Source organism: Neorhizobium turbinariae (assembly GCF_023223505.1).
GTDB classification, from domain to species: Bacteria; Pseudomonadota; Alphaproteobacteria; order Rhizobiales; family Rhizobiaceae; genus Neorhizobium; species Neorhizobium turbinariae.
This window is the reverse complement of record NZ_JALPRY010000007.1, coordinates 64,534-83,406: the sequence shown is the minus strand read 5'-3', so window position 1 is coordinate 83,406 and position 18,873 is coordinate 64,534. Positions and strand designations below refer to the sequence as shown.

The 18,873-nt window shown below is 60.7% G+C and carries 21 protein-coding genes; 6 read left to right on the top strand and 15 right to left on the bottom strand.

Features of this window, described 5'->3' with window-relative positions:
• The first annotated feature begins 18 nt into the window (after positions 1 to 18).
• On the top strand, positions 19 to 1,608 hold the full coding sequence (locus M0654_RS05465; protein ID WP_248682165.1) for a sensor histidine kinase: 1,590 nt from the start codon (positions 19 to 21) through the stop codon (positions 1,606 to 1,608).
• On the opposite strand, the gene M0654_RS05460 is transcribed toward M0654_RS05465, so the two are convergent.
• Positions 1,609 to 2,370 carry an NYN domain-containing protein gene (locus tag M0654_RS05460; RefSeq protein ID WP_248682163.1) on the bottom strand — a complete coding sequence of 254 codons (762 nt, stop codon included), beginning with the start codon at positions 2,368 to 2,370 and terminating at the stop codon, positions 1,609 to 1,611.
• Positions 2,371 to 2,554: 184 nt separating this feature from the next.
• Between M0654_RS05460 and dinB the strand changes: the two genes are divergently transcribed.
• Positions 2,555 to 3,658, top strand: coding sequence for a DNA polymerase IV (gene dinB, locus M0654_RS05455; protein WP_248682162.1), 1,104 nt, complete (start codon positions 2,555 to 2,557; stop codon positions 3,656 to 3,658).
• Between the two features lie 19 nt (positions 3,659 to 3,677).
• Here the strand turns inward: dinB and M0654_RS05450 are convergent, their stop codons facing one another.
• The 4 genes from M0654_RS05450 to M0654_RS05435 all read right to left on the bottom strand — a co-directional run bounded on the left by M0654_RS05450 (position 3,678) and on the right by M0654_RS05435 (position 6,601).
• Positions 3,678 to 4,181: a hypothetical protein gene (locus M0654_RS05450; protein WP_248682161.1), complete on the bottom strand. Its 504-nt coding sequence runs from the start codon at positions 4,179 to 4,181 to the stop codon at positions 3,678 to 3,680.
• A 115-nt stretch (positions 4,182 to 4,296) separates the two neighbouring features.
• Positions 4,297 to 4,746 (bottom strand): DUF2383 domain-containing protein, encoded by a 450-nt coding sequence (locus M0654_RS05445; protein WP_248682160.1) that lies wholly within the window; start codon positions 4,744 to 4,746, stop codon positions 4,297 to 4,299.
• A 63-nt stretch (positions 4,747 to 4,809) separates the two neighbouring features.
• Entirely contained in the window at positions 4,810 to 5,610 is an 801-nt protein-coding gene (xth, locus tag M0654_RS05440) for an exodeoxyribonuclease III (RefSeq protein WP_248682159.1), read from the bottom strand.
• Positions 5,611 to 5,737: 127 nt separating this feature from the next.
• Complete coding sequence (locus M0654_RS05435; RefSeq protein WP_248682157.1) at positions 5,738 to 6,601, bottom strand: DMT family transporter; 864 nt, start codon at positions 6,599 to 6,601, stop codon at positions 5,738 to 5,740.
• Positions 6,602 to 6,688: 87 nt separating this feature from the next.
• Here M0654_RS05435 and M0654_RS05430 point away from each other — a divergent pair, with 87 nt between their 5' ends.
• Complete coding sequence (locus M0654_RS05430) at positions 6,689 to 8,143, top strand: aminotransferase-like domain-containing protein (RefSeq protein WP_390919702.1); 1,455 nt, start codon at positions 6,689 to 6,691, stop codon at positions 8,141 to 8,143.
• Here the strand turns inward: M0654_RS05430 and M0654_RS05425 are convergent.
• The 3 genes from M0654_RS05425 to M0654_RS05415 all read right to left on the bottom strand — a co-directional run bounded on the left by M0654_RS05425 (position 8,109) and on the right by M0654_RS05415 (position 12,058).
• The gene (locus M0654_RS05425) at positions 8,109 to 9,767 is read right to left on the bottom strand and encodes an ABC transporter permease (RefSeq protein ID WP_248682155.1); all 1,659 of its coding nucleotides are present in this window, start codon (positions 9,765 to 9,767) and stop codon (positions 8,109 to 8,111) included. The two genes, M0654_RS05430 and M0654_RS05425, sit on opposite strands and share 35 nt — an antisense overlap.
• Positions 9,768 to 9,823: 56 nt before the next feature.
• Positions 9,824 to 10,810 (bottom strand): extracellular solute-binding protein, encoded by a 987-nt coding sequence (locus M0654_RS05420; protein ID WP_248682366.1) that lies wholly within the window; start codon positions 10,808 to 10,810, stop codon positions 9,824 to 9,826.
• A 159-nt stretch (positions 10,811 to 10,969) separates the two neighbouring features.
• On the bottom strand, positions 10,970 to 12,058 hold the full coding sequence (locus M0654_RS05415) for an ABC transporter ATP-binding protein (RefSeq protein WP_248682153.1): 1,089 nt from the start codon (positions 12,056 to 12,058) through the stop codon (positions 10,970 to 10,972).
• A gap of 163 nt (positions 12,059 to 12,221) precedes the next feature.
• Between M0654_RS05415 and M0654_RS05410 the strand changes: the two genes are divergently transcribed.
• Entirely contained in the window at positions 12,222 to 12,521 is a 300-nt protein-coding gene (locus M0654_RS05410; RefSeq protein WP_248682151.1) for a hypothetical protein, read from the top strand.
• A gap of 3 nt (positions 12,522 to 12,524) precedes the next feature.
• On the opposite strand, the gene M0654_RS05405 is transcribed toward M0654_RS05410, so the two are convergent.
• Together M0654_RS05405 and M0654_RS05400 are read right to left on the bottom strand one after the other, a co-directional pair.
• On the bottom strand, positions 12,525 to 13,649 hold the full coding sequence (locus tag M0654_RS05405) for an HPP family protein (protein ID WP_248682149.1): 1,125 nt from the start codon (positions 13,647 to 13,649) through the stop codon (positions 12,525 to 12,527).
• Positions 13,650 to 13,665: 16 nt separating this feature from the next.
• Positions 13,666 to 14,580 (bottom strand): LysR family transcriptional regulator, encoded by a 915-nt coding sequence (locus M0654_RS05400; protein WP_248682148.1) that lies wholly within the window; start codon positions 14,578 to 14,580, stop codon positions 13,666 to 13,668.
• Between the two features lie 125 nt (positions 14,581 to 14,705).
• Between M0654_RS05400 and M0654_RS05395 the strand changes: the two genes are divergently transcribed.
• A complete protein-coding gene (locus tag M0654_RS05395) occupies positions 14,706 to 14,885 on the top strand; it encodes a hypothetical protein (RefSeq protein ID WP_248682147.1) in 180 nt (59 codons plus the stop codon).
• A 58-nt stretch (positions 14,886 to 14,943) separates the two neighbouring features.
• Complete coding sequence (locus M0654_RS05390) at positions 14,944 to 15,147, top strand: hypothetical protein (protein ID WP_248682145.1); 204 nt, start codon at positions 14,944 to 14,946, stop codon at positions 15,145 to 15,147.
• A 67-nt stretch (positions 15,148 to 15,214) separates the two neighbouring features.
• Here M0654_RS05390 and M0654_RS05385 read toward each other — a convergent pair whose 3' ends face one another.
• The 5 genes from M0654_RS05385 to gdhA form a co-directional block, all read right to left on the bottom strand.
• Entirely contained in the window at positions 15,215 to 15,853 is a 639-nt protein-coding gene (locus tag M0654_RS05385; protein ID WP_248682144.1) for a transcription elongation factor GreAB, read from the bottom strand.
• Entirely contained in the window at positions 15,819 to 16,058 is a 240-nt protein-coding gene (locus tag M0654_RS05380; protein WP_118852329.1) for a hypothetical protein, read from the bottom strand. Before M0654_RS05380 ends, M0654_RS05385 begins: the two co-directional genes overlap by 35 nt.
• Positions 16,055 to 16,561: a hypothetical protein gene (locus M0654_RS05375; protein ID WP_248682142.1), complete on the bottom strand. Its 507-nt coding sequence runs from the start codon at positions 16,559 to 16,561 to the stop codon at positions 16,055 to 16,057. Before M0654_RS05375 ends, M0654_RS05380 begins: the two co-directional genes overlap by 4 nt.
• A gap of 166 nt (positions 16,562 to 16,727) precedes the next feature.
• Positions 16,728 to 17,051 carry a GreA/GreB family elongation factor gene (locus tag M0654_RS05370; protein WP_248682141.1) on the bottom strand — a complete coding sequence of 108 codons (324 nt, stop codon included), beginning with the start codon at positions 17,049 to 17,051 and terminating at the stop codon, positions 16,728 to 16,730.
• Positions 17,052 to 17,406: 355 nt separating this feature from the next.
• On the bottom strand, positions 17,407 to 18,753 hold the full coding sequence (gene gdhA / locus M0654_RS05365; RefSeq protein WP_248682140.1) for an NADP-specific glutamate dehydrogenase: 1,347 nt from the start codon (positions 18,751 to 18,753) through the stop codon (positions 17,407 to 17,409).
• Positions 18,754 to 18,873: the final 120 nt, after the last annotated feature.

The window sequence follows — 18,873 nt, the reverse complement described above, 5'->3', positions numbered from 1 at the left end:
GACGGAAGGGAGGCGCAAATGCCCCAGGCGGGGATCCGGGTATTCGAACGACTGCCCACTGTCACCATCGAACCGCGGACGGGGAAAGCGTTTGCCTTTGCAGTGATCTGTTCGGCAGCGGCACTGGGCTTTCGCGCAGCGATTGGAATGCTTGATCCTGCTGCACCGCCGTTCCCCGCATTTCTCGTTGCGACGATGATCACGGCGATCGTCGCAGGCAGCATGGCAGGGCTCGTCGGCGCGGTGCTCGGGCTTGTTTTGGCGTGGCTCGTGTTCGTGGAGCATGTGCCCGAGCAGTTCTCCGTCACCGGCCTGCTTCAATACGCGCTGATCTCCGGCCTCATCATCTGGATTTCGGATGAGTATCGGCGCCTGCTGCGGCGTTCGCAGGAGCGCCAGAAGCAGACCGAGCGACAGATGCGGCTGATCAGCGCCGAAAACGACACGCTGACCTTGATCGCAGAAGACAAGCCGCTGGCCGAGACGCTTTCCAGCGTTGCCCGGACAATTGAGGTGTATTCAGACAATACCGTCCTCGCATCCGTTCTTCTGCTCGATGACGATGGCAAGCGTCTCCGCCATTGTGCCGCACCCAGCCTGCCCGACAGCTACAACCAGGCGATCGACGGATTGGAGATCGGACCATCGACCGGCTCATGTGGATCGGCCGCATTCCGCGCACAGCCAGTTTATGTTGCCGATGTCGAGACAGCTCCCGAATGGGAAGATTTTCGCGCCTTGGCGCGGCAGCACCAACTCCGAGCCTGCTGGTCCACCCCGATCATGTCACGCATGAACACGGTTTTAGGGACTTTTGCGGTTTATCACCGCGAGCCCCGCTCACCGGAGTCACGGGACATCGAGATCGTCACACTGCTCGTCAAGATTGCTTCGCTTGCGATCGAAAGGGAGCGCAGTCGCGAGCAACGCCATCTTCTGCTGCAGGAACTGGCGCATCGGATGAAGAACTCCTTCGCTGTCGTCAGTGCCATCGCCTCCAACACGCTGAGACGGCATGTCGAAAAATCCCGCTACAGTGATTTCGAGCAACGCCTGACGGCGCTCGCGCGCGTGCAATCCCTGCTCACACAAACGAACTGGACCAGCGTCAGAGTGCACGACCTGGTCGACAACCTGGCGACCTCGCCGTTCCGCAATGGTAGCGAGCGTTTCAAGGTCCAGGGACCAGACGTGCGGCTGCCGTCGCAACTGATCTTGCCGTTTGCGCTGTCCATTCATGAGCTCTGCACCAACGCCACGAAATACGGGGCGCTCAGCAACAGCGCGGGCGAAGTGGAAATCACTTGGCGCCATGACGCTGCAACCGATCCAGAGCAACTGGTGTTCCGGTGGGTTGAGCGCAATGGCCCGCCTGTGGCGGAACCGGCCCGCAAGGGATTTGGGTCACGGATGATCAAGATGGCATTCGCCAAGAGCGTCGGCGGCGATGTCGCCTGGCACTTCAAGCCGGGAGGGGTAGAATGCGAGATCCGTGTCCCGTATGCGGCGCTCTCGATGAGCGGCGGAGATCACGAGGTGCGGAAGCGCGACAATCAGGCAGATACTCCCGCCAGCAGCCCCAAACGCGCTTCTGGCGGAAGAAGCTGATCACGCTGATCCGTTAGCGGCCTTGACCTGCACCGGTTTTGGCTGCTGTTTCAACCTGATACGCAGAGGTCGCCCCTCTACATGATCGACGTCGAAGGCATTCGTCTTCTTGACCAGGTCGCTCAGTTTCTTGAACCCGAAGGTTCGCGGGTCGAAGTCTGACGCCATGTTCCCCAGTTGACTTCCAACAGGGCCCAAAGACACCCATCCATCTTCCGTTTCCATCTGGGCGATCACTTTCCTGATGATACGCGTGGCGGCACTCAGTGGCTGAAGTGGCGGTGCGGGTGGGGCAGCATCTGCCCCCTCTACCGTTTGATGCGGTATGAGGTTTCCTGTGTAGATGAAGCGCCGGCAGGCCTGGCGGAAGCTCTCCAGCGTCTTCTGTTCGCCAAAACCGAACACATCCACGCCTTGTTCGCGGATACGGGAAGCAAGGCGGGTGAAATCGCTATCGGAGGAGACGAGGCAAAAGCCGTCGAACCGACCGCTATGCAACAGATCCATCGCGTCGATCACGAGCGTGATGTCCGAGGCATTCTTGCCCGTCGTATAGGCAAACTGTTGCTGAGGGATAATCGCATGCCGCGCCAACACGTCGATCCATGGTCTGGAGCGGCTGCTGGTAAAGTCGCCATAGATGCGCCTGACACTCGCCTCGCCGATCTTGGCAATCTCGTCGAACAGCCCGTCGACAATCCGGGCCGATGCGTTCTCCGCATCGATGAGCACCGCAAGACGTGGCGGACGTGGCTGTGGCATGCAGCAAGCTCCGGAGCGACATAGTCGTGTGCGAAGATGGATGAGGTTACCCCCGGTTGCAATCGGTGGGCGGCGACATTTTCCGGTCGCGGTTGATAGTCATTGATGTTCCGTATCTGTTCCATTAGGTAGCGATTGAACAGCAAGACCTTGGCAACGCGGATGAAGAGGACAGGCAGGTTTGATGGGCGCGGTGCCTGACCAGAACGACGCGCGGCCGATCCGGAAGATCATCCATGTAGACATGGATGCCTTTTATGCCTCCGTCGAACAGCGCGATAATCCTGAACTCCGAGGCAAGCCGGTCGCCGTCGGCCATGGGCAGGCTCGTGGCGTCGTGGCTGCTGCAAGTTATGAGGCTCGCAGGTTTGGCATCCATTCGGCCATGGCCTCCGTTACGGCAATGCGGAAGTGCCCGGACCTCATCTTCGTGCGGCCGCGGTTTGACGTCTACAAGGCGGTGTCGCTGCAGATCCGGGAGATCTTTTTGGAATATACGCCGTTGATAGAACCCTTATCGCTCGATGAGGCCTATCTCGACGTGACGGAAAACCTGAAGGGCATGCAGGTCGCTACGGAGATCGCGCAGGAAATCAGGGCAAAGATCAAGCAGGTCACCGGCCTCAACGCCTCTGCCGGGATCTCTTACTGCAAATTCCTGGCGAAGATGGCGAGCGACCTCAACAAACCGAACGGCCAGGCGGTGATCACGCCAAAGTACGGGCCGGCTTTCATGGAGGCCCTTCCGATCAAGAAGTTTCACGGCGTCGGCCCAGCGACAGCCGAAAAGATGCACCGGCTCGGCATCAAGACCGGCGCCGACCTCAAGTCGAAGTCGCTCGACTTCCTGGTCCAGCACTTCGGCAAATCCGGTCCCTACTTCTACGGACTGTCGCGGGGGATCGATGAGCGGCAGGTGCGGCCAGACCGGGTGCGGAAGTCCGTGGGTGCTGAGGACACGTTCTCGCAGGACATCCATAGCCTGGAAGCGGCGGAAACCGAGGTCATACCGCTGATCGACAAGGTCTGGCGCTATTGCGAGGCAAACGACATACGGCCGCGAACTGTAACGGTGAAGATCAAGTATGCGGACTTCCGGCAGGTGACGCGGAGCCGATCAACCGCTACGCCGATCGAGTCGGCCAAAATGATCCGCGAGATCTGCAACACGATCCTCGCAGGCGAGTTTCTAAGCGACAAGGGCGTGCGGCTGCTTGGCGTCACCCTCTCCTCGCTTGAACGGCGGAACGCAACGGTGACGGAACAGCAGTTCGACCTTGGCCTCTAGTTCTGCTCCGCCAGAGCGATCAGCTTCGCCGCAAGTCAAGATGGGTCGTGACGATGGACTTGCCGGACGACGGATGACGATCGATCGTGCGGATGCGCAAGCCATTGTTTCCAACCTTCTGGATGGTCATGGTCGCCTTCCGGTCACCATACATCTCGTTCGCCCAGGTGACGTTGAGATTGATCGTGTTACCCTTCCGGCTGCCCGAGAGAGTGGAAGGCTTGCCTGATACACCGACATAGGTGCCGGAATAGGAGTTGCCGGACGTCTTGACCTTGGCATTGAAGCCGCGCGTCACGACAACAAGCGCACGGCAAGAACCGTCCATCGAGAAACTCGAAGCTTGTGCGTCCGACTTCATGTTGCAGGTCACGCTGACATTCTCGCCGCCGAGCTTTCGAAGAACCTTGCCTCCGCCCGTCCAGTTGCCTTCGATGGACCTCAGGAAGTCTTCTTCGGCCGCATATGCGTTGCCGGATAACATTGCGGCCGACGCCAGCACCGCAGCAAACAGCACTTTCATGATCCGATCTCCTTGTTTTCGGGAAGAAGAACTATCGACCGCCGATGACGTTCCCGACATGCGCGCTCCGTGCAAGGAGATGAAGACGCCGCAGGCGTCTCCATCTGATCACGGCTCAAAGGGCCATGGCGGTGGTTTCCATCCAGGCGCGGTGACGCTCTTCGTCCTGGTGGGCCTTTTCGAAAAAGGCCTTGGAGGCCGGGATGGCATCAGGATGGCGCGCCGCACGTTCATACGCGGTGACCGTGTCGTCCTCATTGGTCTTCATGGCCTTGAGGATTGCAGCGTCGCCGAGCAGGTCGGCGAGGGCGATCTTGCCGGTGGTCAGCATCTGCTTCATGTCACCTTCTGTCGGCGCTTCAATGCCAAGCTCACGCGCCATCTCGTTGAGCACCACGAGGTGCTGGAGATGATCCTGCTTGAACGTGGCGATTTGGGCAGAGAGGCTGCTATCGTTCAGCCGCTCGATGCAGGAGTCGTAAGCGGCGATTGCATCGTGCTCGAGATAGATCAGGTCCTTCACCAGACCCTTGATGTCGGATTCGTTTCCTACCATCGTTACCATTGATGTCTCCTCGTTGTTGAGGGTGGTCAACACGAAGAGCTCTGACTTGTTCCGTGTGTGTGGCTACCGCACCTTCCTGCGTTTGGTGGCTTTGTCGGAGATTTCGATCCAGGTGGGGGCATGGTCGCTGGTATGGTCCCAGCCGCGAACCTCCCGATCAACGCCTGCGGCCGACAATCGCGCGGCAATGTCTGCGCTAAGCAGGAAATGGTCGATCCTCAGCCCGGCGTCCCGTGCGAAGGCATTCCGGAAATAGTCCCAGAACGTGTAGATGCGCTCGTCAGGATGAAGCTTTCTCAGCGCATCCGTCCAACCCTGCTCCACGAGGCGGCGGAAAGCGTCGCGCACCTCGACGCGAAATAGGGCGTCGTTTTTCCAGCGCTCCGGCTTGTACACGTCGAGATCCGTGGGCATCACGTTGTAGTCGCCGGCGAGGATCACCGGGACTTCCAGCGCGAGAAGCTCTGCCGCATAGGAATGAAGGCGCTCGAACCATGCAAGCTTGTAGTCGAACTTCGGACCGGGGAAAGGGTTGCCATTGGGAAGATAGAGGCAGCCGATGACCATGCCGTCGATCGCCGCTTCAATGTAACGACTTTGCACGTCATCGGAACCGCCGGGCAGACCCTTGCGGGTCAGCAGAGGCTCCTTTCCCTTCGCGAGGATCGCGACGCCGTTCCAGCTTTTCTGGCCGTGCCAGATCGCCCCGTAGCCGGCAGCCTCGAGTGCTTTGGCGGGAAACTTCTCGTCCGGTGCCTTCAACTCCTGCAGGCAGACGATGTGCGGGGAGGCCTGCTCGAGCCACCGCAGCAGGACTTCGAGGCGACCATTCACTCCGTTGACGTTGTAAGTGGCGATCTTCACTGTTTGGCCCAGGCATGAGCACAACTGGGCCTCGCACACACTGACACTCGAACCGGCATCCCAGCCTCCTGATGGTCACGGTTCTTTAGAACGCGTGCACGACGTAAAAGTTACGGCACGGCGCGCCTCAGCGAGCAAACCGTTTGGCGCCGAACACACACAGGATAACGGCGAGGGTGACAAAAACCATCCCGGGAGAGACCGGCTCGCGCAGCAGCGTCGCGGCGAGCGCCAGTCCGAAGAACGGCTGCAGAAGCTGCAACTGACCCACGGCGGCGATTCCGCCTTCCGACAGCCCGCGGTACCAGAACACAAAGCCGATCAGCATGCTGAAGAGCGAGACATATCCAAGGCCGATCAACGCGGGCGCGCCTATTCCGGCGAATGTGGGCGGCATGGTGATCACGGCGACGATTGCCATCAGCGGCAATGACAAGACGAGTGCCCAGCAGATGACCTGCCATCCACCAAGCTGACGCGAAAGCTTGGCACCTTCCGCATAACCAAGCCCGCAGACGAGGACGGCGGCAAGCATCAGGAGATCTCCCACCGGCGACAGATCCGACCCTTGCGACAGGGCAAAGCCGGCAACCAACAGGGAGCCCAGGCCCGAGAACAACCAGATGGCTGGCCTTGGCCGCTCACCGCCGCGGATGACACCGAAGAACGCCGTTGCGAGCGGCAGCAAGCCGATGAAGACGATGGAATGGGCTGAGGTCACGTGTTGCAGCGCCAGCGCGGTTAGCAACGGAAAACCCACCACCACGCCGGCTCCGACGATGACCAGCGACATCACATCTCCAGCAGGCGGCCGCTTCTGCTTGAGCAGAAGGAGAAGCGCGAGCGCGAGCATCCCCGCAATGGCGGCTCGCACGACGGTGAGGAACACCGGATCGAACTGCATCACCGCTACCCGTGTCGCCGGCAGCGAGCCGCTGAATATCACCATCCCGATAAAGCCGTTGATCCAGCCAACTGTTATCCGATCCATCATCTGCTCCAATGTTGAAGGTCATATCCATCGACGAGCAGCCGTGGCGGAGCCAGTTACAGTGTGATACAGTTGAGCCAAACTGTTATGGGCGAGAGTGTAATACAGATGGTTGAGCATGGCGTAAGGCAGACGCGGATAACGCTGGTGATGGACACGATCCGACAGCGTATAGCCAGCCGCGCCTTGGGGCCGGGTGCGAAGCTCCCATCTGTCCGAAGCCTAGCGTCATCAATGAAGCTCTCTCCCGCCACCGTGGTCGAGGCCTATGACCGGCTCGCCGCAGAAGGCGTAATCTTTTCCCGGCCAGGATCCGGCTTCTACGTTGCCAACCAGGCGCTCCCTTTCACGGTAGCTGAGGTCGGGCCGAGGACAGACCGCGCAGTGGACCCGTTCTGGGTGTCGCGGCAGTCGCTCGAAGCGGGTGAGGATGATCTGAAGCCAGGTTGCGGCTGGCTTCCGCAGTCCTGGCTGCCCAATGATTCACTCCGTCGAGCGCTCCGGAAGCTTGCACGTGCCCGGGAAGGCACGCTGGGTGACTACGGTTCACCGCTTGGGCTGCCGCCGCTGCGCCAGCTTCTATCCCGGCGGATGGCCGAAAAGGGCATCGAAGCCTCGCCTGACCAGATCATGCTCACCGAATCCGGTACCCAGTCAATCGACCTCCTGTGTCGTTTCCTGCTGGAGCCCGGTGACACGGTGATGGTCGATGACCCGTGCTACTTCAACTTCCATGCGCTTCTTCGGGCGCACCGGGCGAAGATCGTCGGGGTGCCTTACACACCGGCTGGACCAGATGTTGAGGCCTTCGCCCATATTCTGCGGGAGCACTGGCCGCGCCTCTACATCACCAATTCCGGGATCCACAATCCGACGGGAGCCGTCTTGTCGCCTGTCATTGCGCATAAGGTCCTGAAGCTGGCGGACCAGTTCGACTTGACCATCGTTGAGGATGATATCTTCGCCGACTTCGAACACATGTCCGCGCCACGCCTCGCAGCCTTCGACGGTTTCGACCGCGTCATCCACATCGGCAGCTTTTCGAAGACCCTGTCTGCTTCGGCCCGCTGCGGCTTCATCATCGCCAAGCCGGATTGGATCGAAGGTCTGACGGATCTGAAGATTGCAACCTCCTTCGGCGGTGGCCGGTTGGCGGCCGAACTCGTGTTCAACGTCATGAGCGATGGCGGCTACCGAAAACATCTTGAAGCGACGCGCGTGAGACTGTCGAAGGCGATGCGCGAGGTATCTTCAAAGCTCAAGAACCTCGGTGTCACGCCATGGCTGGAGCCGCAGGCCGGCATGTTTTTGTGGTGTCAGCTGCCGGAGGACATGGATGCCGCGGATATCGCTCGAAGTGCCTTAAAGCGGAAGGTGATCCTAGCACCCGGCAATGTTTTCAGCCTGTCACAATCCGCAACCGGTTTCATGCGCTTCAACGTTTCACAGATGCTGGACGCCCGAGTCTGGGACGTCCTGGAAGAGACCCTCAAGGAGCGCTTCGCGCCTAGTGTTTCGCGCCCACACGCGACAGCAGGATGACCGGGATGATGCCAATTGCCACGATCGCAAGCGCGACGATTGATCCTTCTTCATAGGTTCCTCGGGCTGCTTCGCCGTAAAGGTGCGTGGCAAATGTCTCGACGTTCAGCGGGCGCAGAAGAAGCGTTGCGGGCAGTTCCTTGACGCAGTCCACGAAGACCAGAATGGCGGCGGCCGAGATCATCGTCTTCGACAGCGGGATGTGGATCTTGCGAAACGTGTCGGAAGGCGTATGGCCAAGCGTTCTGGCGGCCTGGTCGAAGGAGCCGGGGATGCGCGCAAACCCCGCTTCGATGCTGCCGACGGAGATGGCGAGGAACCGCACCGTCAGTGCGTAGACGACAGCCGCGCCCGAGCCCAGGAAGACGAGGCCAACAGAGACACCCAGCCACTGGCGCAAGGCAGCGTCGATTGCACGATCGGCGCCAGCCAGCACGATCAGGACCGCGATGGCGATCACCGTGCCGGGAGCAGCGTAACCCAGCATCAAGATCCGGAACAACCCGGAGACGGGGCGCCCCTTGTTGAACCGGATCGCATAAGCGGCTGCAAGTCCGAGCAGGATGGTCGCGCCGGTCGCGGCAGCAGCAATGCCAAGCGTCGCAATGGCTTCATCAAACAGCCGGGGAGATATGCCGGCGAACTGGTATCGCTGCCAGGCCTCCTTCACCAGGTAGAGCGCCGGCGCTGCAAAACCAATGACAACCGGGATTGTCCCCGCCAGGAGCAGGGCAAGACCGTGAAGCGTGGAAGTCTGCTGCAAAGGCATGGGACGGTTGCGGCGTGCGTCTGTGACAAAACTCTGTTTTTGCCGCGCCCAGCGCTCCAGCATGACCAGCAACACCACAATGGTGAGAAGCGCGAGAGCGATCTGCGCGGCGCCGGGCAGGTCCGTACGGGTAATCCAGGTCGTATAGATGGTGACCGTCAGCGTCCGGACACCCAGGAATTCCGCGGCACCGACATCATTCAGGGTTTCCATCAGCGCGAGGCTGACCCCCACGGCAATCGCGGGCCGCGCAAGCGGAAGCGCCACCCGCCAGAAGATCGCCCGCCTGGAGACGCCAAGCGTGCGCGCAGCATCGACGAGGTTACCCGACTGGGTCAGGAACATCGCCCGCGTTGGAATATAGACATAGGGGTAAAGGACGAAACCCAGGAGCAGGATACATCCTGGCATGGAGCGGATATCCGGCAGGCGGAAATGGCGGGGGCTCTCATAACCCAGCAGCCAGCGAACGGCCTCCTGAACCGGACCCACCGGATGCAGGATGTCGAGATAGGCATAGGCAATAATGTAGGTCGGAACGGCGAGCGGCAGCAGCAGCGCCCACTGGAGAACGTTTCGTCCCGGAAACTGGTAGGCACTGACGAGCCAGGCGGCGGATGTGCCAATCAGGGTCGTGATCACCCCGACGCCCGCAAGCAGGATCGCCGTGTCGAGAAAAGCGGTGGGTAGAACAGTGGAAGCGAGATGCTCCCAAAGCCCGGGCGAGCCGCGCAGTGCCTCGCGAACCAGGCCGCCGAACGGCAAAATGACGAGAAGCGCAATCACCAACAAGGCTGTTGGAACGACTGCGCCGCCGGATTTGGAAGCAGAGGTGGACTGGAACGGATGCAGCATTCAGGAGCCGATCACGCGAAAGAGGCGGGCGCCACGAAACGGCGCCTTCCCCCGCGTCAGTTGTCGAAGCCGACTTTGTCGACAAGGGCGCTGGCTTCCTTGCGATGGCTGACGATCTCGGCGAGCGACTTGTTGTCGATCTTGAGTTCGCCGAAGGACGCGATGATCGGATCGATCTGGGCGCCAGCCTTTACCGGGTATTCGAAGTTCGCCTTGGCATAGATCTGCTGTGCTTCGTCCGAGACCAGATACTCCAGAAATTTGACCGCTTCGGCCTTGTTCGGCGCATGCTTGGCAACCGCAGCACCGCTGATGTTGACCTGGGTTCCACCGTCCTTGAAGGTCGGCAGGATGACCTTGATGGCTTCTGCCCACTTCTCCTGTTCCGGACCACCGGCACCCGACTTCATCAGGCCGACGTAATAGGAGTTCGCGATGCCGATGTCGCAGATCCCACCAAGAATGTCCTTGGCAGCGTCGCGATCACCCCCGGCGGCCTTGCGGGCGAGGTTGGCCTTGACGCCGGCCAGCCACTTTTCTGTTTCTTCAACGCCATGGTGGGCGATGTAGTCCGCAAAAAGCGCAGTGTTGTAAGGGTGCTGGCCAGAACGAATGCAGACCTTGCCCTTCCACTTGGGATCCGCCAGATCCTCGTAATTGAAGCTGACCAGATCGAGATCCTTGGCGGCATAAAGAACACGAGCGCGCATCGAAAGCGCAAACCAGTGCCCGTTGGCATCCCGCAGTTGTTCAGGAACGGCTGTCTTCAGCACCTCTGAATCAACCGGCTGCGTCACACCCTTCTCTGCAAGATCGACAAGGTTGCCCGCATCGACGGCCATGAGGATATCGGCCGGAGAGCTTCCACCTTCCGAGGCGACCCGCTCAGCGAGGCCATCCTTCAGGAAGATGGTGTTGATCTTGGTGCCACTCGACTTGGTGAAGGCTTCGATCAAGGGAGCGATCAGAGCGGGTTCGCGGGTCGTGTAGAGGTTCAGCTCTGCCGACACGGCATAGGACGGCAACATGGCGGCCGTTGCCATAAGAGCGGCCTGAAGGATCGTGCGTGATGTCATCTGGAACTCCCCCCGAGACGTGAGAAACACGGGAACGCTTCCAGCATTTGTGGATGCTGACGGTCAAGTTTAATTTCTAATACTGACTGCGGTTCACGATAACGTGAACGGTGACGCGCCGCGCCCTCAGGCCGGGTCGAACATCAGCACCTTGTCGCGCTCGATGTGGATCCCAACCGTATCCGTGTTGAGCGGCAGGCGCTTCGACGCCACCGCACGAAGCGGTTCCTGCAATCCCTCGATCCGCAGCACCACTTCCTCGGTGTCGCCAGAAAAGACACGGCGCTCCACCTTGCCTACAAGCTCGCCACCGTCCGGCGACAGCGTGATCGTGTGCGGGCGGATGTAGACGATGGGAGAAGACGTCTCGAACGTACGCTTAAGGACAGGAAACGCCCCGAGCGGCGTGTCAACATGATCGCGGCGCAGGACGCCTGGCACCTTGTTGGATGGCGCAAAGAACTCGGCCGCATAAGCACTGGCTGGGCGATCATAGAGATCATAAGGGCTGCCAGCCTGAATAACCTCACCCCGCTTCATCAGGACAACCTGGTCGGCGGCCGAAAGCGCCTCCTGCGGATCATGGGTCACAAGAACGACCGTGGTCTCCAGCCCCTTCAACAGAGCCAGCGTCTCACCCCGCACCTGGGCACGAAGCCCCTGATCGAGATTTGAGAACGGCTCGTCCATCAGGACGATCTTTGGGTCCGGCGCCAGCGCACGCGCTAGGGCGACACGCTGCTGCTCGCCACCCGACAAGCTTGCTGGATAACGCTCCGCCAGGTGCATGATGCCGATGCGGTCGATCACCGCGTCCGCCTTCGCGCGGGCCGACGAGCGGTCGAGGCGCTTCAGACCGAAAAGCACATTCTCCCGCACCGTCAGATGTGGGAATAGCGCGTAGTCCTGGAACACGAAGCCGACGCTGCGCTCTTCCGGCTGTACGAAGCTGGCGCCGTCCACTTCGACACCATCAATAACGATTTGCCCCTGATCGGCATGCTCGACGCCGGCAATCATGCGCAGGAGCGTGGACTTGCCGCAGCCGGAAGGGCCGACGAGCGACAGCACTTCGCCTGCGCGCACCGCCAGCGACACCGAGTTGACGGCCGCTGTCTTGCCAAAGGAGCGGGAGACTTCGTGCAGACGAAGGAATGCATCCGATGCCACCGACCCGGATGTTTCGCTGCCAGTTCTTTCGAATTCACGAGCCATAGACTGCCGATTTCCTGCTTGATCACCGCCCCGGTTATGGCGACAACTTCGTCTTGATCAGGTTGGAGCCGATTGATCAAGAGGATCGCGAAAATCCGCTCCATGCCGCACTGGCACGAAGATTGCAGCGTGAACTGAAAACAATCAGTCGGCGAGGCGCAAAATGCAGGTCTTCCTCAACTGTTTCCTCCTGGCCTGCGCCGCGGGCTTAAGTTTCAGGCAGTTCATGCTGCTTTACACGGCAGCGCCCGCGCGAGTTGATGCTTCGCCGTTGATGCCAACCATTGCCACAGCGGTATTTCTCGGCGCGCTGGGACTGGCGCTGGCGGACACCGAGCTTGCAGCCTTCAGCCTTATCCTCGCGGCAGCGGTGCCGATCGCATTCTTAGGAAATCCGACACGCTCGGTGCTTCCCGTTCTCTGCGCGGCGGCCTGTCTCCTCGCTTATGTTGGAGCGCGCTGACGCTTACGCTGCGACGGTCTGAGGCTGCACCGGCTTGGGCAGTGACCGGGCAACGGCGCTCAGGAGATCCGTCTGGGAAATCAGCCCCAGAATATTGCGCTGCGCGTCCGTGATGATGACGGCATGCGCCCGCCCATCCGTCAGCACTGGAAGAAGCGCCAGCGCCGGATCGTCAGGTCGAGCTGAAATCGGCCGCGCAATCAGCGGCTCGACGGAGCCGGCAGCCACGGCCAGTTCGCGAAGGCCGACGGTCCCTACAAGCTTCCGGTCGTGGTCCCTCACCGGCAGCGTCCTGACATTGTGATGAAGCAGCAGCCATCGCGCCTGTTCAACGCTTGCATCGATATCGACGGAAACGACGTCGCGCGACATGATGTCGGCGCACTTGATCTCGCTGTTAGAGCGGGCAACGGCTTCAAGCTCCACCTGGCGCAAGAGCCGAAGGAGGCTGTCGCGATCGATGTCGAAGCTGTCTTTCAAGGCCGCAAGTGCCGCATCCACATCCTGCTCCTGGAAGCCCGCGCGTTCGGCCGCCGGGCGATCTGCGGTCAGGTGGGTGTTCACGGGCGGCGTCGCGACATGCGGGTAATTGTGCTTGGAGAGCTTGTGGAACGCCAGGCCAATAGCGACCAGCAGGCAGGAGTTCAGCGCAACCGGCACGAATGGAAACAATATACCCCAGCTTGCAACAGCCGGACCGCCGAGCACCGCGGTCAAGGCCGCGGCGCCTCCGGGTGGATGGAGGCAACGGGTAAAGGACATCGCCGCGATGGCGAGCGAAACGCCAACACCGGTCGCGATGATCGGGTCGCTGATGGCGCTCGCGGCAGCAACGCCGATAAGCGCGGAGATCGTATTGCCGCCGATGATCGGCCAAGGCTGCGCCAGCGGACTGGAAGGCACTGCAAAGAGAAGAACAGCCGAGGCACCCATCGGGGCAACGATGAGAGGCAGGTGCGAGCCTTCGCCAAACATGAGGCCGCAAATCAGCCCCGTCAGGATGATCGCAACCAGCGCCGCCGCACAGGCGAGCAGTCGATCGGGGAGCGTCGCCCCGGCCAGTATCGGGTTGAACCAGCGTGACGGCTTTGAACGATGAGATGGCTCATCAGGCAAGGAGGGAGGCATGAACGCTCTTGGGAGTTTATTGGACGAACTGGGATTGCTGCATCTTGTCAGCCGTTGCAGCCGATGATGCAAGGAGGATCTGCTCGAACTGCTCGAGCGTTGGGGGCCGATTTCCAGCGCGGGAGATCAGCAGGGTGTCGATGACCCCGATCGGGCGGTTGCGAACCTCGCTGTTCCAGGGGAGCATGTTCAACACCGAAAGCGGCATGACGCCCACGGCATTGCCGGCAACGACATGCGCGAGAATGGAATGATAGGAAGACAGCTCCAGCGTCGGGCAACGCGCCGCTGAGCCGATCCAGCGTTCCGCAACCTGTCGATAGGTGCAACCGGGCTCCAGCGCGGCCAGCGACGGCACGGCGATGTCAGCGGGCTGCTCCACGGAGCGGTGTGTCGAGGGAAAAACCAGCAGCAGGTCTTCCTGGAAGACGCGGACCGAATGAAGGTGGTCGAGGCGCCCAACGGCCTGCGCAAACCACTCGGGCTCGTCATGCGGCGCCGCGATCAACGCACAGTGGAGCGCTTCGGACTCCACGGCGCGGATCAGCTCGCGCGTCGCACCGAGCGTCAGTTGGAGAGGCGTGCCGCACTCGCTGCTGAAGGCGGCCAGCACGGGCGGCAGGCGACTTGCGGCCGTGCTTTCCATCGTGCCGACGTTGAGGACGGGCGGGACGTCGAGCGCCTTGACGGCATTTCTCGCCTCCTGCTCCAGCGCGATCAACTTCTTGGCATAGGGCAAGAAGGCCCTGCCCTCTTCCGTCAGCGTCATCTTCTTCGAATTGCGGCTGAAAAGGTTGACGCCCAGCTTCTGCTCAAGCTGCTGGATACGCGTCGTCACGTTCGAGGGCGCACGCTCAAGCCGCTGCGCGGAACGCGTCACGCTCTGGCTGTCGGCCACCGCAACGAAGATTTCAACTGAGGACAGATCCATCGATCTCACTTGTGGAAAATTCTTGCTTATTATTCCGCAAAAGAGAATGATGGCAATGGCCGACCTGAGTTCGGATGACCAAAATCATCTCGAAGATAGGAAAGGCTTTCTAGGAGAGCGTCTAGATGAGCAAAGACGAGCAGAACGAGTATTCTTCGCCGGCATGTTCAATGCACGAAGTGGATCCCGCCTACATGGGGCTCGACACGCCCTTGCCGCGCAAGAACGAGCGCAAGAAGAACAAGGACGCCACGGCTCTGCGGAGTGCGCCATCGGACGAGCAGGAAGAGTCTACCCGCTCGTGACCCTCACGAACGGTAGCAATGGTTCAGGCGTATTGTTGATGCAAGGAGGAGGCACGGCATGCAACCTGGAGGCAGAAAGACGATCTGGCATGAGTGGTATGCCTGGTATCCGGTCCAGCCTCATGACGACGACGGACTGTTCTGGCTCGAGACGCTTTATCGCAACCGCGGCCACGACGGCGGCTGGGAATACAAGTCATTCCTGACAGGCCGGGAACGCGAAAAGGCGCAGGCATCCACGCCGGTTGTGCCCGGAGCCTAGCAGAAACGAGAATTATACAGGCGTGACCATGGCTGCCGCCATGGTCACCGGAGTGTCTGAATAAAGATCAGGCCGCGCTGGGACCGGGATCGTCGTCGTAACCCGTGAACACCCTTCGCGGCTTCGGTCGAAAGCTCAGGATCTGCGGGGCGTGATCCAGCAGTTCGCGCGGCTCAACCCGCGCAGACCTGCGTCGCGCCTCGGCCTCCGGCTGAAAGATTACTTTCTCGACCGTAATCGTCTCGCAGTAGCCGTCATCGGTGCAGATCTCGGTGGACTCGCCGACCGCGAGGCCGAGCAGGGCCAGTCCGCGCAGCGACTGCACCGAGATCGCGAAGTTGGGAAGGTCATCGCCAGGGTTGCGGACAAGCACGTGCGGCCCAGCCTGCACCCCGTTGACCTGATAGAAAACCTGCGAGTCGATTGTCACCACGTTCGCGGGAATATCCTCGCGGAAGAAGATACTCGAATGGTTCAGCTTCTCGCGAAGCAGAACGAGAAAGCGTTCAGAGAAATCATTCTCCTGGTCGAGCATCGACATCAGGACGTTCAGGTCGCCTGCAGTCAGTTGGCAAAAAGCTTCACGGGACATCGTAATCCTCCAGCGTGCTGGTTTCGACAGGATCGTCAGGTGCGATCCAAGTTTGGTCTTGAATTCAGAGGCAGATCGGCTAGCGCAGCCAGATGCGGATGCGATCTTGCTCAATCTGCGCGCCGTTCTCCGCACTCGTGAGAGCGACAAGCTCACGTGCCGCATCTGCGGCCGCTTCACGGCTGGGGTACCGGGACGGCATGATCCGCTCGCCCGAGGGAAAGCAGATCAGTGCCCTGCCGCTGAAGTGATCGTAATGCAGTTGCACATCGATCCACGGCCTGGAGCGGGCCGCGAGGTCGCCATGGACGCCGGTCATTGCTCCCCTCCCGCAGCCGATTGCACCGTACGCTGATCCAACCGTGGCCGGAGACGTGGTGCCGGGTGCGCTTTCGTCTTTTGCGCCACACAACCGAACACGTCTGCCCCCACGCGCTGTGGCTGGTAAAGCACGCGCTTAAGCACAAGCTCCGCTGCTGCATCTCCAGGCAGCACGATTTGTGCTCGGCTTCCCTCCCGCATGCCGAGCAGAGACAGGCCGATCCCGCGAAGCGGAATGACGCCCTGGAACGAGCGGAACGGTTTTCTGATATTGACGAGGAAGGCGGACACAGGCACGCCGCAGTTCACTTGGTAGGTGATCCGGCTGTTGATGGTCGCGACATCTGCAGGCACCCGACCGCCCTCGATGATGCGAGCGGTATCGAGCTTGCGGAAGATGGTCGCTTTTTCTGCATCCGTGAGGGCAGGATCCTGAAGCAGTATTCGCAGGACGGCAGCATCCTCGGCGGTGAGGAATGCAAGGGCATTGGCGGCAGGCATTTTCGTCTCCCGATGGCGTTCAAGTGGGCGAAACAAGAACTCCCTGTGCCGGCCGTGTCGGCGGCACAGGGCTACGGGCCTGCGGTAACGCAACCTCCTCTGGATACGATCTGCGTCATTTCCACCTGTCTCTCGAAACTGGTTCTGCGGGTTTGTGGGTGGGACCTTAAGCCCGGCCTTCCACACCCAGTATGATCGCCCGCCTCTTGCGCCCGTCCTGGGCGATCCATTCGCTGCGCTGGCGTGGACGCAGGCCAAACAGCGCGAGGCCGACCGGCGCCAGGATCGAGATCCGGGCCTCCTCTGCATCAATCTCGCTTGGATGCACCACCGTAATGGTTCTCGCCGACTCACCCTCGGCCTCGAAGGTGACGGTGGAGCCAAGCCGTATGGCATTCGGTGGAAGCTGGTCGTCCAGCATCAGGCAGGATTGCCGAAGCTTTTCCGCCAGTCGCCGCCGCAGCTTGGAATCGGCAGGCGCCCTATGCATCAGCGCGCTCAGGCGCGCATGGTCGCTTATTCCCACCAAAGGGGGCCAATGAGAATTTCCGGAAATCATGTCAGTACCTCTGGGGCAGTCTGCCCAAATCAACCTAAGTGATGAAGGTTGTCGCGAGAATCAGCGCTAAAGCTGATCTGTATCCCAGGGTCCGATAGGCGACGAAACACCGGACCCGGGTCAGGATCCTGCGATGGGGCACACCCGAAAGGCGCTCAGCCGAAGTATGTCGCGGTTCGTCAACATGGCCATAAGATCGGTTGGCCGATCACGGAAGTCAAGCCGCGCGGCGCGGTGCCGCAGGCGGTAGGCCTGCGGCACTTCGTCTTGTAACAACTTTCGTGGATCAGATGACGCCAAGCGCGTCCATTGCTTCGGCAACGCGTACGAAGCCAGCGATATTGGCGCCCAGAACGTAATCGCCCGGCGCGCCATATTCCTCTGCCGTTTCCGCGCAGCGGTCATGGATGGATTCCATGATGTATGCGAGGCGGCTCTCCGTCTGCTCGAAGGTCCAGCTGTCACGCGAGGCGTTCTGCTGCATTTCGAGTGCCGAAGTCGCGACGCCACCGGCGTTGGCTGCCTTGCCGGGCGCAAACAGAACGCCAGCATCCTGGAAGATGCGAACTGCCTCCGGCGTTGAGGGCATGTTGGCACCCTCGCCTACAGCGACGACCCCGTTTCTCACCAGCGTGCGGGCATCCTTGCCGGTCAGCTCGTTCTGCGTTGCCGATGGCATTGCCACATCGCAGGCTACGTCCCAGATCGAGCCGCCCTCGACATAGCGCGCGGTACCCTTCTTGAGATTTGCATATTCGCTGATGCGAGCGCGACGGACTTCCTTGATCTCCTTCACCAGGTCCAGGTCGATCCCGCTGTCGTCGACGATGAAGCCGTTAGAATCCGAGCAGGCCACCACCTTGCCACCAAACTCGATGACCTTCTCCATCGTGTAGATGGCGACGTTACCGGAGCCGGAAACAACGACGCGCTTGCCCTCAAAGGACTGCCCCTTTGTGCCGAGCATGCGCTGCACGAAATAAGTCGCGCCATAGCCTGTCGCTTCCTTGCGAGCGCGCGACCCGCCGTAGAACAGGGCCTTACCCGTAAGGACGCCGGCTTCATACCGGTTGGTCAGGCGCTTGTACTGGCCGAACATGTAACCGATCTCACGACCACCAACACCGATATCGCCGGCCGGCACGTCGGTATATTCACCCAGATGGCGGTGTAGCTCGGTCATGAAGGACTGGCAGAAGCGCATGATTTCGCCCTGTGAGCGGCCGCGTGGATTGAAGTCCGAGCCGCCCTTGCCGCCGCCGATCGGCATGCCGGTCAACGCGTTCTTGAAGGTCTGCTCGAAGCCGAGGAACTTGATGATCCCGACATTGACCGAGGGATGGAAGCGGATGCCGCCCTTGTAAGGGCCAAGGGCCGAATTGAACTGCACGCGGAAACCGCGGTTGATCTGCACCTGCCCCGTGTCATCTACCCACGGCACGCGGAAGATGATCTGGCGCTCCGGTTCGCAAATACGCTCGATCAGAGCATTGTCCGCGTATCGCGGATGTTTGGCGATCACCCGGCCAAGGCTCTCGAGGACTTCGCGTACCGCTTGGTGGAATTCTTGCTCGCCACCATTGCGACGCAGTACTTCGGTCAGGATCGGTTCCAGCTTCTCATGGACCTGCAATTATTTCACTCCTTGGTGCTATCCATTGACTGGAAGCGTGCAGTAACCCAACCGTGCGGACGAGGGAAATAAAAAACTGTGCGACAGATCGACCTCCGCTGCGGTGGTTGACTTCCCGTG

Bases quoted from the DNA above. Each gene is read 5' to 3' on its own strand.
- M0654_RS05415 (WP_248682153.1), bottom strand. From the start codon at position 12,058: ATGGCTCGTGAATTCGAAAGAACTGGCAGCGAAACATCCGGGTCGGTG.
- dinB (WP_248682162.1), top strand. From the start codon at position 2,555: ATGGGCGCGGTGCCTGACCAGAACGACGCGCGGCCGATCCGGAAGATC.
- M0654_RS05465 (WP_248682165.1), top strand. From the start codon at position 19: ATGCCCCAGGCGGGGATCCGGGTATTCGAACGACTGCCCACTGTCACC.
- M0654_RS05390 (WP_248682145.1), top strand. From the start codon at position 14,944: ATGCAACCTGGAGGCAGAAAGACGATCTGGCATGAGTGGTATGCCTGG.
- M0654_RS05435 (WP_248682157.1), bottom strand. From the start codon at position 6,601: ATGGATCGGATAACAGTTGGCTGGATCAACGGCTTTATCGGGATGGTG.
- M0654_RS05400 (WP_248682148.1), bottom strand. From the start codon at position 14,580: ATGGATCTGTCCTCAGTTGAAATCTTCGTTGCGGTGGCCGACAGCCAG.
- M0654_RS05460 (WP_248682163.1), bottom strand. From the start codon at position 2,370: ATGCCACAGCCACGTCCGCCACGTCTTGCGGTGCTCATCGATGCGGAG.
- M0654_RS05380 (WP_118852329.1), bottom strand. From the start codon at position 16,058: ATGACCGGCGTCCATGGCGACCTCGCGGCCCGCTCCAGGCCGTGGATC.
- M0654_RS05450 (WP_248682161.1), bottom strand. From the start codon at position 4,181: ATGAAAGTGCTGTTTGCTGCGGTGCTGGCGTCGGCCGCAATGTTATCC.
- M0654_RS05405 (WP_248682149.1), bottom strand. From the start codon at position 13,649: ATGCCTCCCTCCTTGCCTGATGAGCCATCTCATCGTTCAAAGCCGTCA.
- M0654_RS05425 (WP_248682155.1), bottom strand. From the start codon at position 9,767: ATGCTGCATCCGTTCCAGTCCACCTCTGCTTCCAAATCCGGCGGCGCA.
- M0654_RS05370 (WP_248682141.1), bottom strand. From the start codon at position 17,051: ATGCATAGGGCGCCTGCCGATTCCAAGCTGCGGCGGCGACTGGCGGAA.
- M0654_RS05395 (WP_248682147.1), top strand. From the start codon at position 14,706: ATGAGCAAAGACGAGCAGAACGAGTATTCTTCGCCGGCATGTTCAATG.
- M0654_RS05445 (WP_248682160.1), bottom strand. From the start codon at position 4,746: ATGGTAACGATGGTAGGAAACGAATCCGACATCAAGGGTCTGGTGAAG.
- M0654_RS05420 (WP_248682366.1), bottom strand. From the start codon at position 10,810: ATGGCAACGGCCGCCATGTTGCCGTCCTATGCCGTGTCGGCAGAGCTG.
- M0654_RS05375 (WP_248682142.1), bottom strand. From the start codon at position 16,561: ATGCCTGCCGCCAATGCCCTTGCATTCCTCACCGCCGAGGATGCTGCC.
- M0654_RS05430 (WP_390919702.1), top strand. From the start codon at position 6,689: ATGGGCGAGAGTGTAATACAGATGGTTGAGCATGGCGTAAGGCAGACG.
- M0654_RS05410 (WP_248682151.1), top strand. From the start codon at position 12,222: ATGCAGGTCTTCCTCAACTGTTTCCTCCTGGCCTGCGCCGCGGGCTTA.